Source organism: Streptomyces sp. NPDC127108 (assembly GCF_042677545.1).
Classification (GTDB): Bacteria; Actinomycetota; Actinomycetes; order Streptomycetales; family Streptomycetaceae; genus Streptomyces.
Map to the genome: position 1 here is coordinate 115,230 of NZ_JBHXTE010000016.1, position 17,482 is coordinate 132,711.

Sequence of the window (17,482 nt, forward strand, 5' to 3'; positions counted from 1 at the left end):
TCCGGTTCGGCGCGCCGGAGACGGCCTACTCGTCGAGCAGGTTGTCGATGTAGTCGAAGACCTCCTCACGGGAGGCCGAGCGGAGTCGGTCCGGCACCTCGTCGCGCTGGTGCGGGGCGGGCGCGTCCGCGGCACCGGGACCGGCGTCCGGGCGGGTCGGCGGCGGTGGCGGCGCGTCCGGGAGGAGCAGGGTGCGCAGGTGCTGGCCGAGGGCGAGCGGTGTCGGGTAGTCGAAGACGAGGGTGGGTGAGAGGCGCAGGGCGGTGGCGCCGCCGAGGCGGTTGCGCAGTTGCAGGGCGCGCAGGGAGTCGAACCCGATGTCGGCGAACGGGCGCCGTTCGCCGACGGTCAGCGGGTCGTCGTAGCCGAGGACGGCCGCGACGTGGCTGCGCACCAGGTCGAGGAGGAGGGCGTCCTGTTCGCCCTCGGGGAGCCCCGCGAGGCGGGTGGCCAGGGCGTCGCCGTCCGGCTCGGCCCCGATGTCGGCGGTGCCGACGGTGGCGCGGCGGACGGGGGCGGGGGCGAGTCCGCGCAGCAGCGGCGGTACGTCGCCGCCGGGGCCGCCGCGCAGGCCCGTCGGGTCCAGGCGCAGGGGGAAGACGACGGGTTCGCCGGTGGCGCGGGCGAGGTCCAGCAGGGCGAGCCCCTGGTCGTCGGCGAGCGGTTTGACGCCCGACCGGGCCATCCGCCGCAGGTCGGTCTCCCCCAGTCCCGCCGTGAGGCCCGACCGGGACTCCCACAGGCCCCAGCCCAGCGAAAGGCCCGTGAGCCCCGCGTCCCCGCGGGCCGCCATCAGCGCGTCCACGAACGCGTTGGCCGCCGCGTACCCGGCCTGCCCGGCGGGTCCGAGGACGCTCGACACGGACGAGAACGCGACGAACGCCACGTCCGTGCCCGCCGTCAGCTCGTGCAGGTGCCAGGCCCCGTCCACCTTGGGCCGAAGCACCCGGTCGACGCGCTCCGGCGTCTGGTCCGCGAGGAGACCGTCGTCCAGTACTCCGGCCAGGTGCACCACGGCCGTCAGGGGACGCTCGGCCGGGATCGTCTCCAGGGCGCCCGCGAGCACGGCCCGGTCCCCCACGTCACCCCGCACGACGTCGATGTCGGCGCCCTCGGCACGCAGTTCCCGTACGAACTCGGGGGCGCCCTCGGCCGATTCACCGGACCGCGACACCACGACGAGGCACCGCACCCCGTGCGTCACCACCAGGTGCCGCACCACGAGACGCCCCAGCGTGCCGAGGCCGCCGGTCACCAGGACCGTCCCGTCCGTACGCCAGGCCGCACCGCCGCCGGGCGCGGCGGCCGCAAGGCGCGCGAGCCTCGGCACGAGCAACGACCCGTCCCGCACGGCGACTTGGTCGGCGTCGCCGGACACCGCGTCGACGAGCGCGGACCGGGAGGTGTCGAGGCCGTCGACGTCGACCAGACGGACGCGGCCCGGGTGCTCCGACTGCGCCGAGGCGACGAGGCCCCAGACCGCGGCGAGTGCGGGGTCCGGCGGCGTGCCGGGTGTCGGGGCGACCGCGCCCCGGGTGAGGACGACGAGGCGCGTGTCCGCGAGGCGTTCGTCGGCGAGCCAGTCCTGGAGGGCGGCGAGGACGCGGCGGACGGCGCGGTGGGCGGCGGTGGGCAGGTCGGGATTCTGGGTAGCCGTGCGGGCCTGGGTGGCCGTGTCGGGGTCCTGGGTGACCATACGGTCCCGATCGGCCACCTCGTCCCCAGCGGCCATCTGGTCCCCAGCAGCCACCAGGTCCCCAGCGGCCGTACGGTCCCGGCCTCCCGCCGCTAGGCCCTCGGCCGCCACGACCTCCGGAAGCTCCGCGAGTACGAGGACGTCGGGGGCGCCGCCGCCGGTGTCCAAGTGGGCCCGCAGCGCCGCCGGGTCGAGGTGGCGGGCGCACTGGACGCCCCGTGCCGCGAGCGTGTCGTCCGCCTCGGCTGCCCCGGCCCCGACCCACGCCCAGCGGGCCGGTTCCGGGTCGCGCGGCGCATGCGGTGCCGCGGGCCGCCACTCCAGGCGCAGCAGCGAGGCGTCGGCGGTGGCCGCGGCCCGGCGCAGGGACTCGGCGGCCACCGGACGCATGCCGAGGTTCTCCACCGTCACGACCGGGTGCCCGGCGGGGTCCGTGGCGGTGACGGACAGGGCACCGGATCCGGTGAGGCGGAGGTGGGCGCGCAGCCGGGTGGCGCCGGTGGCGTGCACGCTCACGCCGCTCCAGGAGAACGGCAGCCGGGTCACGGTCTCGCCGGGGGCGGCGCCGGGCGCCGCGACAAGGGCCGCGGCGTGCAGGGCGGCGTCGAAGAGGGCGGGGTGCAGGGCGTAGCGGTCGGCGCCGCCCGCGCAGGCGGGGAGTTCGACTTCGGCGTACAGCTCGGATGCCGGAGCGGCGCCCGGTCCGCCGTCAGCACCGGCACCTGCACCTGCACCTGCACCTGCACCTGCACTGACGCCGCCGTCACCCTCGTCGAGGCGCCAGCAGCGCACCAACCCCTGGAACGCGCCACCGTAGTGGAGCCCGGACTTGGCCAACTCCCGGTAGCAGTCGTCCAGTTCGATCTCCCGCGCGCCGGTCGGCGGCCACTGTGCCGATGGCTTCGGCGGGTGCTGGCCGCCGTGCGTCAGGGTGCCCTCGGCGTGCCGGGTCCAGGGCGCGTCGGCGGGGGCGTCGCCCGCCCGGGAGTGCAGGGTGAGGCCGCGCCGCCCGGAGTCGTCCGGTCCGCCGACGGCGAGCTGGAGCCGGACCGTGCCCTCCTCCGGCAGGATCAACGGGGCTTCGAGGACCAGCTCTTCGAGGACGTCGCAGCCCGCCTGCGCACCCGCCTGCAGCGCCGCCTCCACCAGCGCGGTGCCCGGTACGACGAGGATGTCGGCGACGGCGTGATCGGCGAGCCACGGGTGGGTCCGCGCGGACAGCGTCCCAGTGCAGAGCAGACCCCCGGTCCCGTCGGCCAGCGGGACGGCGGCGCCGAGCAGCGGGTGGTCGACGCCGTCCAGACCGGCCGTCGACACGTCGGCCTCCGGCGCGGCCGCGTCCTCCAGCCAGTAGCGGGACCGCTGGAAGGCGTACGTCGGGACGTCCGTCAGGCGGGGCCCGGCGTGGCCGAACGCCGCCTGCCAGTCGACGGCGACGCCGTGGACGTGGGCCTCGCCGACCGCGGTGAGCAGCCGCGCCAGGTCGCCCTCGTTGCGCCGCAGCGACTCGACGGTCAGGACGTCACCGGCGCGCTCGGGGCCCACCGCCTCGGCGGTCTCCTCGACGGCGACGGTGAGCACGGGGTGCGGGCTCATCTCGACGTACGTGCTGTGGCCGTCGTCGAGCAGCCGCTCCACCGTGCGGTGGAACTGGACGGTCTCGCGGAGGTTGCGCACCCAGTACGCGACGTCCAGGGCCGTCGTGTCGACCGGTTCGCCGGACACGGTCGAGTAGAACGGCACGGTCGCCGGGCGCGGCCTGACGCCGTCCAGCGCCGTCAGGAGGGTCTCGCGGATCTCGTCGATCTGCGCCGAGTGCGACGCGTAGTCCACGTCGATCCGGCGAGCGCGCACCCCGCCCGCGTCGAACGCCGCGAGCGCCTCGTCGAGCGCCGCCGGTTCCCCGGAGATCACCACGGACCGCGGCCCGTTGACCGCCGCCACGGACACGGCACCGCCCCACGGCGCGATGCTGCGGCGCACCTGGTCGACGGGGGCGACCACCGAGACCATGCCGCCGCGCCCGGCCAGGACCCGCAGGGCCCGGCTGCGGACGGCGACGACGCGCGCCGCGTCCTCCAGGGAGAGCGCGCCCGCGACGTGGGCCGCCGCGATCTCGCCCTGCGAGTGCCCGACGACCGCGGCCGGTTCCACGCCGAAGGACCGCCACAGCGCGGCGAGGGAGACCATCACCGCGAACAGCGCGGGCTGCACGACATCGACGCGGTCCAGGGTGGGTGCGCCGGACTCGCCCCGCAGGACCTTCGTCAGCGACCAGTCGACGTGCGGCGCGAGCTGCTCGGCGCAGGCCTCGATCGACTCCCGGAACACCGGTGACGTACGCATCAGTTCCGCCGCCATGCCCGGCCACTGGGAGCCCTGCCCGGGGAACACGAACGCGACGCGGTCGCGTGCGGTCGCCGTGCCCAGCGCCGCGTGCGGGCCCTGCTCCCCGTCCGCGAGCGCGGCGAGGGCCGCCTGGGCCCCGGCCCGGTCCGCGGCCACGACGACGGCTCGGTCCGCGAGAGCCGCGCGCGAACGCGCCAGCGAGTACGCCAGGTCCGCGTCCGGCACATCCACGTCCGGGTCCGGTGCGTCCGAGCCCGACGCGTGCGAGCCCGGTGCGCGCGAGCCCGGTGCGTGCGAGCCCGGTGCGCCCGAGCCCGGCGTATTCGGGTCCGGTGCAAGGAACTCCGCCACACGCCGGGCCTGGGCGCGCAGGCCCGCCGTCCCGACGCCGGAGACGAGCCAGGGCAGGGGGCGGGGTCCGGCGTCGGCGAGGTCTTCCGTGGGGCCCGCGTGTACCGCACGGCCCAAGTGGTCCGCGTGCTCTGTACGGCCCACGTGGCTCACGTGGCCAGCGTGCTCCGTCCGGCCCGTGCCACGTGTGCTCCCCACGCCCGACGCCCCCGACGCGCCCGACGCGTCCAGGGCGTCCGAAGCGTCCGAGGCACCCGCGACGCCCCCCTCCCCCTCGCCCGCCCCAGGGCTCCCGACGGCCTCCGGTGGCGCCTGCTCCAGGATGATGTGCGCGTTCGTACCGCCCACGCCGAACGAGGAGACCGCCGTGCGGCGCGGCCGGTCGACCTTCGGCCAGGGCGTGGTCTCCGTCAGGAGCCGGACCGCGCCCGAGGACCAGTCCACGTGCGGAGTCGGCTCGGCGATGTGCAGGCTGCGCGGCAGTTCGGCGTGGCGCATCGCCATCACCATCTTGATGACGCCCGCCACCCCGGCCGCGGCCTGCGTGTGGCCGACGTTGGACTTGAGCGAGCCCAGCCACAGCGGCCGGTCGTCCGGCCGATCCTTGCCGTACGTGGCGAGCAGCGCCTGCGCCTCGATCGGGTCGCCCAGCTGGGTGCCCGCGCCGTGCGCGTCCACGCAGTCCACGTCCGCCGTGGACAGGCCCGCGTGCGCCAGGGCCTGGCGGATCACCCGCTGCTGGGCCGGGCCGTTGGGCGCCGTCAGGCCGTTCGACGCGCCGTCCTGGTTGACGGCGGAGCCCCGCACCACGGCCAGGACGCGGTGCCCGTTGCGCTCGGCGTCACGGAGCCGTTCGAGGACCAGCACGCCGACGCCCTCGGACCAGCTGCTCCCGGCCGCGTCGGCGGAGAACGACCGGCAGCGCCCGTCGGGGGCGAGCCCGCGCTGCCTGCTGAACTCGACGTAGCCCCAGGGCGTGGCCATCACGGTGACGCCACCGGCCACGGCGAGCGTGCACTCGCCCTCGCGCAGCGACTGGGCGGCGAGGTGGACGGCCACGAGCGAGGAGGAGCAGGCGGTGTCGACGGTGACCGCGGGGCCTTCCAGGCCGAGGGTGTAGGCGAGCCGCCCCGAGGCGACGCTGGGCATGCTGCCCACGACGCGGTAGCCCTCGGCGCTCGGCGGCACGTGCCGGATGCGGGCGCCGTACTCGCTGTACATGATGCCGACGAACACGCCGGTCCTGCTGCCGCGCAGCGTGGACGGGTCGATCCTGGCCCGCTCGACGGCCTCCCAGGACGTCTCCAGGAGCAGCCGGTGCTGCGGGTCGATGGTGACGGCCTCGCCCGGGCTGATCGCGAAGAACCCGGCGTCGAAGTCGGCCGCGTCGTAGAGGAATCCGGCGTGCCGGGTGCACGTCGTGCCGATGTGGTCGGGGTCCGGGTCGTACGCCACGGTCCAGCCGCGGTCGGTCGGGAACTCGGAGATCGCGTCGGTCTCCGAGCGCACCAGGCGCCACAGGTCGTCCGGCGACGCCACGTCGCCGGGCAGTCGGCAGCCCATGCCGACGATCGCGATCGGCTCGTCCTGCCCCGCGGACGGGCCGGTCCCCGCGCCGGGGCCGGATGCGGCACGCTCACCGAGCAGCAGGGCGCACAGGTGCTCGGCGAGGGCGCCGGGCGTCGGGTGGTCGAAGAGGGCGGTCGCCGAGAGGGCGCCGCCCGTGGCCTCGCTCAGCCGCTCCCGCAGCCGGGCCGCGGCCCGCCCCCGGATGCCCTGGGCGCCGAAGGCCCGGCCGGGGTCGAGCGGCACCTGCTCGGCGCGGTCCAGGGAGGCGGAGGCGTGCGTGCGGATCAGGTCGAGGAGGATCCGGCGCCGCTCCGCGTCGCGCGCGGCGGTGAGGCGCTCTCGCAGCGACCGGTCGCGTCCCTCGGTCCACTCCATCATTGCTTCCTTCCTGGCGGGGTACGGCGGCCGGGAACGGGTGCGACGGCGCTACGGGACGTCCCGTACGCCGTCGGGCCGGGCGGGGTTGTGATCGGCGCGACTGGCACAGGCAGCGTGACCAGCACGGTCGGCGTGACCGGCACAGGCGGCGTGACCGGCATGACCGCCGCAGGCGGCTTGGTCGCCGTCGGTGTCATCGCGGGACGGCACGCAGCCGTCGGGGTGTCCGGGCTGTGCGGGGCGCTCCCGGACGACGCCGGGCTCATCGCCGCGCCAGCGCCCGCGCCGCGTCCGGCTCCGCCGCGTCGAGGCTGTGCAGCATCCGGTCGGTCCGCTCGACGAGCGCCCCGAACGCCTCCGGCGTGATGGCCTGTTCCCCGTCGCACAACGCCGCGTGCCCGGCCCCGTCGACGTCGACCATGACGCCGTCGGCCCCGGCAGCGGCGGCGGCCGCGGCGAGCGGGGCCACCAGGTCGCTGCGGCCGCACGCGTGGCTGGGGTCGACGATCACGGGAAGGTGGCTGAGCCGCTTCGCCAGCGGCACCGCGCTGATGTCCAGGGTGAACCGGGTCGAGTCGCCGTGGGCGCGGACGCCGCGCTCGCAGAGCAGCACCTTGCCGTTGCCCGCCGCGAGCAGGTACTCGGCGCCGTTCAGCCACTCCGGGACCGTGCAGCCGAAGCCGCGCTTCAGGAGCACCGGGCGGCCGGTGAGCGCCACTTCGTGGAGCAGCGCGAAGTTCTGCGCGTTGCGGGAGCCGATCTGCAGGACGTGCGCGACCTCGGCGACGGCCTCGACGTGCGCGGCGTCCACGACCTCCGTGACGACGCCGAGCCCGGTCTCGGCGGACGCCTCGCGGAGCAGGTCGAGGCCGTCCTTGCCGATCCCCTGGAACGCGTACGGCGAGGTGCGGGGCTTGAACGCGCCGCCCCGCAGCAGGTGCGCGCCCCGCTTCCGCACGGCCCGTGCCACGCCGAGTAGTTGGGCCTCGCTCTCCACGGCGCACGGCCCGGCGATCCAGGTGAAGCGCCCGCCGCCCACGGTGCAGTCGTCCGACACCCGTACGGCGCTCGGCTCGCCCGTGGCGGCCAGGCTGCCGAGCGGCGGCGCGTCGGTGCTGTCGACGACCGACTCGACCCCGCTGGTGGCGCGCAGCAGGTCCATGAACTCCCGGCCCTCCGGCGAGGCCGCGGCGAGGTCGGGGAAGGTGACCAGGGTGTGGCGTCCGGCCCGGCAGTGGAACGACCGGTGGCCGCGGTGGCGCCACGCCGAGGTCAGTCGGCTCCGCTCGTCGATCGGCACGTCGGGATGGAGGCGGGCAACGATCATCGGGTCACCTTTCTGCGCCGTGGCGGCGGTGCGGGGCCGGGTCCGGGAGCCTCATCGCTGCCGCCCGACGCCGGGCGACCACTCGGGCCGTTCGGGGAAGTCGAAGTCGACCGCGTCGGCGATGCCCAGCTGCTCGGCCATCCGCTGGGCGCCGGAGAAGTCGCGGACGAGGCGCCGCCCCGACGGCGTCGCGCGCAGGTCGGCCACGATCTCGTCGGCGCCCTCGATGCCCGCGGTGACCAGTTCGAGCCGGATCGTGGAGAGGTCCTGCTCGGCGAACGCCTCCAGGGCGAGCGGCAGACAGCGCACCAGGACGGCGCGCTGCCCGGCGTTCATGCGGGCGTACAGCTCCCGGACGACCTCGATGACGATCGAGCCGTGTGCCGTCTCGTCCCGCAGGTGCAGCGTGGTGATCAGGGAGTGCAGGGGCTGGATCGAGTCGTCCCTGGCGAGCAGCGCGAGCAGGGAGTTGATGCAGGTCTCGGCCACCGCGCCCCACACCAGGACGGCGACGTCGCGCTCCCACTGCTCCGGCATCGCCGCGAGCACCGCGCGCAGCCGCCGGTAGGTGACGAGTTCGGGCTGCTCGGGCCGGCTGCGCACGCCGCGCAGCTCCCGGGTGCGGGAGATGGCGAGCATGTGCATGTACGTGTGGAAGCTCTCGTCGACGACGGCCTGCTGCACGCCCTGGCGCATCAGCGGGTGGTCGCTGCCGGGGAAGACACCGCGCATGACGAGGTCGAACGCGGGCTCCGCTATGAGGTGTTCGGTGGCGATGACCCGTTCGTTGTAGCCGATCCACAGGCCCGTCAGGACCCGCTCGCGGCGTTCGGGGGCGGCCGCGAGGAACCGGGGGTGTTCGGCGAACGGCACCATCCGCAGCGGGTAGTCCGGCAGCCCGGCGTCGTACCCGCCCGGCTCGTCGAGGGCGCCGGGGCTCGTCGTGACCGCGGCCCGCCGCGGCCAGGCGGCCACGAGGCGGCGCAGGGTCTCGCTGCCGATGCCGTCCTCCTCGGCCCACCCTCTGGCCGCCCAGGTGGTCATCAAGCCCGACTCCTCGCGCATCAGCCCTCCCGGCCTCGTGGTCCGCGATGCGGCTGCATCGTCACCGGCCGCTCTTGGCGGTTTCTTGAACGCGACTTGGGCACCGCCCGGACGGACTTCTGGATGCGGACGCGGGATGCCACGATGAGGCGGGCGCCGCGGTGACGCGGGCCCGGACGCCCCCGGGGGTGTCCCCCGCGCGCGGAGCGCACCCGACGCGCCGCGTCTTCCCAGGAGCCCTCTTCCAGCTTTTCCCGCTTCTCCGGAGTTCCGGTTCTCCAGAGTCTCGGACCTTCTCCGTCGTCCGTCGTCCGTCGTCCGTATGCCGTCTGCCCAGTCCCCGGCACCGTGCCGGGCGACGCCACCGTGAGGACGTCTCATGCTCGTTCCGCTCACCATGGCCGACTTCCTCGACCGCGCCGAGACGGCCGCCGCCACCCGGGTCGCGCTCGTCGACGAGCCGGACCAGCCGGCCGGCCCGGTGCCGACGACGACGTACGGCGAGCTGCTGCGGCGGGTGCGGGCCTGGCAGGCGGGGCTCGACGCGCTCGGCATCGGCGAGGGCGAGCGGGTGGCCGTCGTGAGCCCCAACTCGGCCCGGCTCCTTGAGCTGCTCTACGCGATCCCGGCGAGCGGCCGGATCTGCGTACCGGTGAACTACCGGCTCACGCCCGAGGAGATCGCGTACATCGTGCGGCAGTGCGACGCCTCGGTCGTGTTCGTCGACCCCGACGTCGAGGCCGCGCTCGGCTCGGTCGAGGGGCCGAAGCGCTTCGTCCTCGGCGAGCAGACCGACGCCCAGGTCATGCGGTACGACGTGGCGCCGCGCCCGTGGTCGCGGCCCGACGAGAACGCCGTCGCGACCCTCAACTACACCTCGGGGACGTCCGCGCGCCCCAAGGGCGTCGCCCTGACGCACCGCAACATCTGGCTCAACGCGATGACGTTCGGCGTGCACGCCCGGATCTGGGAGCAGGACGTGTATCTGCACACCCTGCCCACGTTCCACTGCAACGGCTGGGGGGTGCCGTTCCTGCTCGCGGGGCTCGGCGCCAAGCAGGTGCTGCAGCGCCGCATCGACGGCGCGGAGATCCTGCGGCGGGTCCAGGAGCACGGGGTGACCCTCGCGTTCGGGGCGCCCGCCGTGTGGGACGCCGTGCTGCGGGCGGCGCGGAGCTGGCCGGGCGAGGTCCCGGGCCGGGGCAGCGTGCGCGTGGTGTGCGCGGGCGCGCCCGTCAGCGAGCGCCTGGTGTGCCAGGTGGAGCACGAGCTCGGCTGGGAGTTCCACCAGGTGTACGGCCTGACGGAGACGACGATGCTCACCTTCAACCGGCGCCCGCCGGGCGCGCCCGGGAGCGGGGGCCTGACGAGGGCGGGGGCTCCGGCTCTGGGCGTACGGCTCCGTACCGGGGCGCGGGGCGAGGTCCTCGCCCGCTCCAACATGGTGCTCGACGGCTACTGGCAGGACGCGGCGGCCGACGAAGCGGCCCGGGACGAGGGGTGGTTCCGCACCGGTGACGTGGGGGAGTTCGACGACGAGGGGCATCTCGTCCTGTTCGACCGGCTGAAGGACGTCATCGTCACCGGAGGTGAGAGCGTGTCCTCGGTGGAGGTGGAGGACTGCCTCCTCGGCCATCCGGCGGTCGCCGAGGCCGCCGTGATCGGGGTGCCGGACGAGCGCTGGGGCGAGACCGTCAAGGCGGTGGTGGTGCCCGCACGAGGAGCCGCGGGAGCCGCGCTCACCGAGGAGGAGCTGATCGCCCACTGCAAGCGGCACCTGGCCCGCTACAAGGCGCCCACGTCCGTGGACTTCGCGGGCGCCCTGCCCCGCACCACCAACGGCAAGGTGCGCAAGAGCAGGCTCAGGGAGCCGTACTGGATCGGTCAGGACCGGCGCATCAACTGACGACGCCCGGCCCTGCCCCGGCGGGTGCCGTCAGTGCTGCAGGCACATCCGTCCGACGGACTCGTCACGGAGGATCCGTGTGAACAGCACCCGCAGCTCCCGTCCCGGGTCCACGCCGAGCTCCTGCGCGAGGGCCCGCCGGATGCGGTGGTAGACCCGCACCGCCTCGGCCTGCCGGCCCACCTCGCAGAGCGCGACCATCAGGAGCCAGCCGAGGCGTTCCCGGTTGGGGTACCGCGCGCTGAGCGCGGCGAGTTCGGCCACCGCGGTGCCGTTGTCCCGGCCCCAGGCCAGCTCGGCCTCCCACAGCGCCTCCCAGGTCATCAGGCGCAGCTCCTCCAGGCGGGCCGCCTCGCGCACGGCCGGTTCGTAGTCACCTAGCTCCGCGTAGGGCGCGCCGCGCCACAGGGCCAGCGACGCACCGAGGGCACGGCTCGCCTCCGCGTACCTGCCGTTGCGCAAGAGCCCGCGTCCGTCGCGCAGTTGGGTCTCGAAGCGGCAGGCGTCGACGCGGTCCCGCTCCACGGCGAGGACGTATCCGTGCGACTCCCTGCGCAGGATCCGGTTGCGTCCCCGGGGCGGGCAGTCAGGTTCCAGTTGACGGCGCAGATGGGAGACGTAGCTGTGCAGGCTGGCAACCACGTTGCCAGGTGGTCCGGCGGGCCAGATCGCCTCGGTGAGCCGTTCCGCGCCCACCACTTGCCCGGGTGCCAGCAACAGAGTTGACAGCACGGCACGTTGTCGCGCCGGGCCGAGGGGCAGGGGGCCCGCGGGTGCCCACACCGCCAGTGGCCCGAGGATGTTGAATGACAACTCACCTGTCAAATGCGTAACAGTTTTCACAGACATCACGCTCTCCCCCTGGCAACACTGTTTTTCAATGGCCACCGGTCTCCCCAACTGCTGGTCAGAATGACGTCAACACACCGGTCCAGGTTGGCCGAGCCACGCCTGGACTTTTCGTGTGTGCCGCATGAGTAAAGAGAGGGAGACATTCCCCACTATGACCGCGCGTTACTCTTTGACGCACTCCCTTTGCTCGCTTTTGCCAACGACCTGTCCTGATGGCGCAAAGACGCGGTTCCACCGCCGCTCGGGCCTGGGCTACGTTGGAACGTTACGCAACCTTGTTGCGGATCTTGGGATTACGCCCCGTGGATCATCGCTCCACGCGCGGGCGCCGCGCGCCTCGATCAAACCCGCACACATTCGCGCGCCGATCATTAAAGTCGGGCGTGCAATTCAGGTCAGCAACGCGCTTGAAGAAACAACCTTTTCCATCATGTTGCCGAATAACGATTCTTCAGATCAGTAACGGTGATTCGGCCAGGAAGACGCCGACGGTCTTCACACCCCGCGCACCACGCACGGCCAGTGTCCGGAGAGAAGATATCGGCGCACCGACCCGGCGGCCCGCCACGCCTCAGCGGCCACCGCGGCCGCGGGCTCGACGGCGTGCGCCACATTCCCGACCGCGAAGACGCCGGGGACTTCCGTACGGAAGTCCGCGTCGATCGCGGGCCCCCGCGTGCCGGGGGCGAGCGGGACCCCGCCCCGGCGTGCCAGTTCGTGATCGGGTACGAAGTCACCCGTGAAGACGACGGTGTCGCAGGGCAGTTGGGCCGAGAGCCCGGTGCGGTGCCGCAGCCGTACGGCGGAAATCCGCCCCCTGCCGACGAGTTCGGTGACCACCGCGCCGGTGAGCAGCGGAACGCCGTGCCACAGCCGGGACCCGGCCGCGCGCCAGGGCGTGCCGCCGTGCCGTTCCGCCGCCGTCACCTGGGCGGCCACGGCGACCCCCGCGCGCCGGACCGTGTCGAGCGCCGCGTACGCGACGGGTTCGGCGCCCACCACCACGGCCCGCGTGCCGACGTCCTGTCCGTACAGGTGGACGGCCTGCTGGAGTTCACCGGTGGTGTAGACGCCCGCGGCCCGGCCGCCGGGCACGAGGCGTGCGGCGCGCGGGCGTTCGCGGGCACCGGTGGCGAGGACGACGGCCCGCGCGGTGAGGCGTTCCAGGCCGCCGGGCGAGGTCGTGTCGAGGGTGAGGGGTCCTGCCCAGCCGGTGGCGGTGACGCCGGTGCGCACGCGGACGCCCGCCCTGCGGGCCGCGTCGACGCGGGCGCGCGCGTACCGCGGCCCGCTCGTGCCGGGTCCCGTCAGTCCGGCGAAGGTGCGGGCGCCGAAGCCTCCGTGGTGGCAGTGGCGGGGCACGCCGCCCGCCTGCTCCTCGCGCTCCAAGACCTCGACGCGGCCCACACCCGCCGCCGCGAGCCCGGCGGCGGCCGCGAGCCCGGCGGGACCGGCGCCGACGATCAGCACGTCCACAGTGCGCTCGCGCCTCATCGCGGTGCCCCCGCCCTGATCACACTCATCACCCTCATCGTCGTGTCTCCACGCTCTCGCGCCCTCCGAGCAGGGAACGGACCGCGGCGCCGCAGTAGAAACCCTGGCAGCGGCCGCCGCGGGCCCTGGTACGACGGCGGAGGCCGTCCATGGAGGCAGGCGGCACGGTGCTCGCCAGGGCGTCGCGGATCTCCCCGAGGGAGACGCGCTCACAGTGGCAGACGAGGGTGCCGTACGCGGGGTCCGCCTCGATCAGGTCGGCCCGCTCATAGGGGCGCGGGAAGCGCTCGCCGAGGTTGGGCATGGTGACGGGCGCCAACTCACGGGGCGCGCCGAGGTCGAGGCCGCAGTCCGCGAGCACACCGGTGACGTGCGCGGCGATGGCCATGGACGCGGTCAGACCGGTGGAGCGGATGCCGCCGACGGTGACGTAGCGCTGCTCGGGCCAGGGGTGGATCCGGTAGTCGTCGTCCTCGGTCGCCGCGCGCAGTCCCGCGTAGGCGGCGGTGACGTCCTCGTCCAGGAGGTCCGGCAGGATGCGTGCGCCGCGCTCGCGCAGGGAGGCGAGCCCGTCGGCCGTGGTGCCGGTGGCCCGCTTGTCGTCCAGGTCCTCCGCCGTCGGACCGAGGAGTACGTTCCCGTACACCGTCGGGGCGACCAGGACGCCCTTGCCGAGCGCCGTCGGCACCGGCAGCAGGATGTGGTGCACGAGATCGCGGGCGAGCTTGTCGAAGACGATGAGCTGGCCGCGGCGCGGGGTGACCGTGAACGTGTCGTGGCCGAGCATGCGGTCGACGGTGTCGGCGTGCAGACCCGCGGCGTTGACGAGGTAGCGGGTGCGCAGTTCGCCGCGGCTCGTGGTGAGCACGCGGGGGCCGTCGCCGGGCGGGTCCGCACCGGCGTCCGTCAGGCGGCAGTCGAGGTGCAGGTCCACGCCGGAGCGCACGGCCTGGGTGGCGTACGCGAGGGGGGTCGTCCAGGGACAGATGATGCTCTCGTCCGGCACCGCGAGGGCGCCGAGGGCGCCGGGGCCGAGGCGCGGTTCGCGGGCGCGCAGCTCGGCTGCGTCGAGGAGGGCCGTCCGGTCGTAGCCGTTGCGCTCGGCCTTGGCCCGGAGGGCGGGCAGGGCGGCCAGTTGCTCCTCGTCCCAGGCGACCAGGAGCGCGCCGACCCGCTCCACGGGGATGCCGCACTCGGCTGCGTACGCGGTGAGGCGGCGCTGTCCCTCCCGGACCAGGCGGGCCTCCAGGGAGCCCGGCACGGCGTCGAACCCGGTGTGCAGGATGGCCGTGTTGGCCTTGGACGTGCCCTCGCCCACGTCGTCCGCCGCCTCCACGACGGCGACGCGGAGGGAGTGGCAGGCCAGTTCGCGGGCGATGGCGGTGCCGACGACTCCGGCGCCGATGACGGTGACGTCGTAGGCCTCGTGGGCCTCATAAGCCTCGTGCGCCGACGCCGACGCCGATGCCGATGCCCGCCCCGACGCGGCGGGCGCGGGCGGCAGGCTTCCGGCGCGGGTGACGCGGCCGGGTCCGCCGCTCCCGGGCGCCCCGGCCCCGCTCACGACGGTGTGCGTTCGGTGAGGACCGCCACCTGCGCGCGGAACGCCTCTCGGCGGGCGGCCGCCTCGTCGGCGCCGATCCTCGGTTCGTAGACGGCGGCCGGGCGCCAGTCGGGCACGACGTCGCGCAGGGTGAGCGCCGGGTCGAGGCCGAGACGGGCGACCGCGCCCACGCCGAGGGCCGTGACGTCGGGCAGTGCCGAGACCTCCACGGGCAGTTGGAGCAGGTCGGCCTGGGTCTGCATGAGCAGGTCCGAGCGGGTCAGGCCGCCGTCGACGCGCAGGCTCCGCAGCGGCTCGCCGAGGTCGGCGGCCACCGCGTCGGCGAGCTCGGCGACCTGCGCCGTGACGCCCTCGCACAGCGCCCGCACCAGGTGTCCGGCCGTGGTGTCCAGGCCGAGGCCGGTCAGGGAGCCGCGCAGGTCGCCGCGCCACCAGGGCGCCGCGAGCCCGGCGAGCGCGGGCACGAACGTGACGCCGCCGGTGTCGGGGACGGCCGAGCCGATCGGGTCGATGTCCTGCGCGCCGCCGATGACGCCGAGGTCGGTGAGCCAGCGCACGGCGGACGCGGCGGTGTAGACCTGCCCGTCGAGGCAGTAGCTGCTGTTGCCGTCCAGGCGCCAGGCGACGCACGCGACAAGGCCGGAGTCGCCCCGGCGCGGGCTCGTGCCGGTCTGGGCGAGCAGGAACGCCCCGGTGCCGTAGGTGCACTTGGCGCTGCCGGGCTCGGTGACGTCCTGGGCGAGGAGCGCCGCCTGCTGGTCGACGAGGAGCCCGGTCAGCGGGATCGCGGCGCCGAACGCCGTGGTGGTGCCGACCGGCTCGGCGGCGTCGACGACGCGCGGCAGCCGTTCGGCGCCGAGTCCGAAGACGTCGAGGGCGCGCGGCGACCAGGTCGCGGAGTCCAGGTCGAGGAGCTGGGTGCGGCCCGCGGTGGCCGCGTCGGTCACGAAGGCGCCGGTGAGGCGGTGCGTCAGCCAGGCGTCGCTGGTCGTGACCACGCCGCGCGGGGTGAGGTGGCGGCGTATCCACGCCATCTTGGGGGCGGCGAAGTAGGGGTCGAGCGGCAGGCCGGTGAGCGACTTCAACTCGTCCGCGTGCTCGGCGAGCTCCGCGCACAGGTCCTCGGCGCGCCGGTCCTGCCACACCAGGGCGTCGGTCAGCGGCTCACCGGACTCCGGGTCCCAGGCCAGCACCGTCTCGCCCTGGTTGGCGAGTCCCACGGCGGCGACCGGCTCGCCCGCGCGGGCGAGCGCCTCGCGACCGGCGTCGAGCACGGAGGTCAGCAGGTCGTCGGGCGCGACCTCGACGCGGCCGCCGGGCAGATGGCGGGGGCGCACGGGCGCGGTGCCGGAGCCGATCACACCGCGCTCCGGGCAGACGACGAGCGCCTTGGTGCCGGATGTGCCCTGGTCGACGGCGAGCACCGGGCCGGTCATCGCCGCGCTCCGCGGCGGGGCGGGCGGGCGGCGGGGCACGGGCCGCGGTCAGTCTTGATCACCGCGGAAGCCTGCTACAGGGGGCGCGGGGCCGTCAAGGGTCGGCGCATGCGCCAAATGCCGCAATCGGTGGTGTTGTTGACCGGCGGGCGGTGACCAGTCGTACGCGAGGTGACGCCACGCCCGATGTCAGCGGTGACCCCTATGCGCAGGAGTCCGTCAGAGCGCGCCGCTGCGGACTTCGACGGCTCGGTCGGGTGTCGTGCCGAGGTCCCAGTGCGCCTCACCTCTTATCACTCGGCCGAGGTAGGGCAGGATCGCTGTGCTGAGCAGCCAGGTCGCCGAGTTCCACAGGTGCGCGGGGCTGTCTTTGACGGCGTAGTACCGGACGCAGTCGGTCACTTGGTACAGGGGGTGGGTGAGCGTGGTCGGTCTTGCCCAGCCGAAGCCCGTCCCGTGGTCGCGTGAGACATCCACGATGAGCGTTCCTGGCTCCAGCATGGCCGTCTGGTCCTTGGTCAGGAACGTCAAGGGTGCGCGGGTGTCCTGGCGGAGGCAGTCGACGATGACATCGTGGCACGCGAGCAGCTCAGCCAGTTCGGTCTGGTGTGTGGCCGAGACAGCGTGGAGTCTTCCGTTGTCGTCGACCACCAGCTGGGCCTTGCGCACTGCGTCGAGCGGCTCGTCGAGGGTGGCCGGGAAGCATGTGGTGACGAGCGTGATGTCGGTGAGGCCCTGTGCCCGTAAGGCCTTGAGGGCTCCCTTGCCGGCAGCCTCGTGGCCGATGACCACCGCGCGCAGTGGCAGGCCCCAGTGGCCGGTCCTGCCGATACACGTGAGGGCGTTCGTCACCGAGCTGTATCCCGCCATTTCATCCAGCTGCGAGCCCATCAGCGAGTCGAAGGAACTGCTGCGCGGCCCATGCGTCGTGGGTTCGGCTGTGATGAGGGCAAGCCGTCGGTCGACGGTTGCCCGGAGGGCGTTGTCGACCTGCGCGAAGTAAGGAGACCCCCAGAGGAGTTGTCGCTCCCGCAGTGCCGTGAGGTCGGGGAGTGATGGCTTGTGCAGGAGGATCACATCGCACTTGGAGAAGATCTCTGCGCGTGTGAAGGTGCCGCCGGACTGGCGCGCCAGGTGGCGGTCTGTCGCGCCGAAGGCGGTGCCGTAGCCCGCTTCGAAGTACAGATGGCTGCGGACCTCGGCCTCCAGAACGGCCAAGTGCTGGGGGTGGACGGGGAGGCGCTGGTCGCTGTCCTTGTGGGATGCCGCGATGACGCCGACCGTGAGTTTGGGCACGCCGGTTTCTCCGTTCGAAGGTGCAGGATCACAGGTGAGCGGCGCTGGCTCTCAGGGCGGCCAGGTGTTGAAGCGCCGGATGTGTCGGTGTCGGTCTGATGGCGTGCCATGGGGCACTTGAGCTTGTTCTGCGGCGTGGTCTGGGCACCGGGGCGGGGTGGCTATCACGAGATCCCGCCCGGTCTGCCGCAGAGCGCTGGCACGGCCTATCAGGATGAAG

8 protein-coding genes and 2 pseudogenes are annotated in these 17,482 nt (G+C 74.2%); 2 read left to right on the plus strand and 8 right to left on the minus strand.

Translation table 11 applies throughout. The annotated features are described in order from the left end of the window. Nucleotides 1–25 precede the first annotated feature (25 nt). The 3 genes and pseudogenes from ACFVHO_RS15545 to ACFVHO_RS15555 all read right to left on the minus strand — a co-directional run. Nucleotides 26–6,325, minus strand: a pseudogene (locus tag ACFVHO_RS15545) (type I polyketide synthase); the annotation flags it as partial. A gap of 280 nt (nucleotides 6,326–6,605) precedes the next feature. Further along, nucleotides 6,606–7,670: a 3-deoxy-7-phosphoheptulonate synthase gene (gene aroF, locus ACFVHO_RS15550; RefSeq protein ID WP_385713790.1), complete on the minus strand. Its 1,065-nt coding sequence runs from the start codon at nucleotides 7,668–7,670 to the stop codon at nucleotides 6,606–6,608. Nucleotides 7,671–7,721: 51 nt separating this feature from the next. After that, entirely contained in the window at nucleotides 7,722–8,735 is a 1,014-nt protein-coding gene (locus ACFVHO_RS15555; protein WP_385713791.1) for a 4-aminobenzoate N-oxygenase, read from the minus strand. Nucleotides 8,736–9,093: 358 nt separating this feature from the next. Here ACFVHO_RS15555 and ACFVHO_RS15560 point away from each other — a divergent pair, with 358 nt between their 5' ends. Then, the gene (locus tag ACFVHO_RS15560) at nucleotides 9,094–10,620 is read left to right on the plus strand and encodes an AMP-binding protein (protein ID WP_385713793.1); all 1,527 of its coding nucleotides are present in this window, start codon (nucleotides 9,094–9,096) and stop codon (nucleotides 10,618–10,620) included. Between the two features lie 30 nt (nucleotides 10,621–10,650). On the opposite strand, the gene ACFVHO_RS15565 is transcribed toward ACFVHO_RS15560, so the two are convergent. Then, complete coding sequence (locus tag ACFVHO_RS15565; protein ID WP_385713795.1) at nucleotides 10,651–11,469, minus strand: BTAD domain-containing putative transcriptional regulator; 819 nt, start codon at nucleotides 11,467–11,469, stop codon at nucleotides 10,651–10,653. A gap of 154 nt (nucleotides 11,470–11,623) precedes the next feature. Between ACFVHO_RS15565 and ACFVHO_RS15570 the strand changes: the two genes are divergently transcribed. Further along, nucleotides 11,624–11,935 (plus strand): hypothetical protein, encoded by a 312-nt coding sequence (locus ACFVHO_RS15570; RefSeq protein ID WP_385713797.1) that lies wholly within the window; start codon nucleotides 11,624–11,626, stop codon nucleotides 11,933–11,935. A 53-nt stretch (nucleotides 11,936–11,988) separates the two neighbouring features. Here ACFVHO_RS15570 and ACFVHO_RS15575 read toward each other — a convergent pair. The 4 genes and pseudogenes from ACFVHO_RS15575 to ACFVHO_RS15590 form a co-directional block, all read right to left on the minus strand. Continuing rightward, nucleotides 11,989–12,966, minus strand: a pseudogene (locus ACFVHO_RS15575) (FAD-dependent oxidoreductase); the annotation flags it as partial. Nucleotides 12,967–13,000: 34 nt separating this feature from the next. Beyond that, nucleotides 13,001–14,371, minus strand: coding sequence for an FAD-dependent oxidoreductase (locus tag ACFVHO_RS15580; RefSeq protein WP_385713891.1), 1,371 nt, complete (start codon nucleotides 14,369–14,371; stop codon nucleotides 13,001–13,003). A 155-nt stretch (nucleotides 14,372–14,526) separates the two neighbouring features. Continuing rightward, a complete protein-coding gene (locus ACFVHO_RS15585; protein ID WP_385713799.1) occupies nucleotides 14,527–15,966 on the minus strand; it encodes an FGGY family carbohydrate kinase in 1,440 nt (479 codons plus the stop codon). Between the two features lie 219 nt (nucleotides 15,967–16,185). Then, complete coding sequence (locus tag ACFVHO_RS15590) at nucleotides 16,186–17,262, minus strand: alanine dehydrogenase (RefSeq protein ID WP_385713801.1); 1,077 nt, start codon at nucleotides 17,260–17,262, stop codon at nucleotides 16,186–16,188. Nucleotides 17,263–17,482 lie beyond the last annotated feature (220 nt).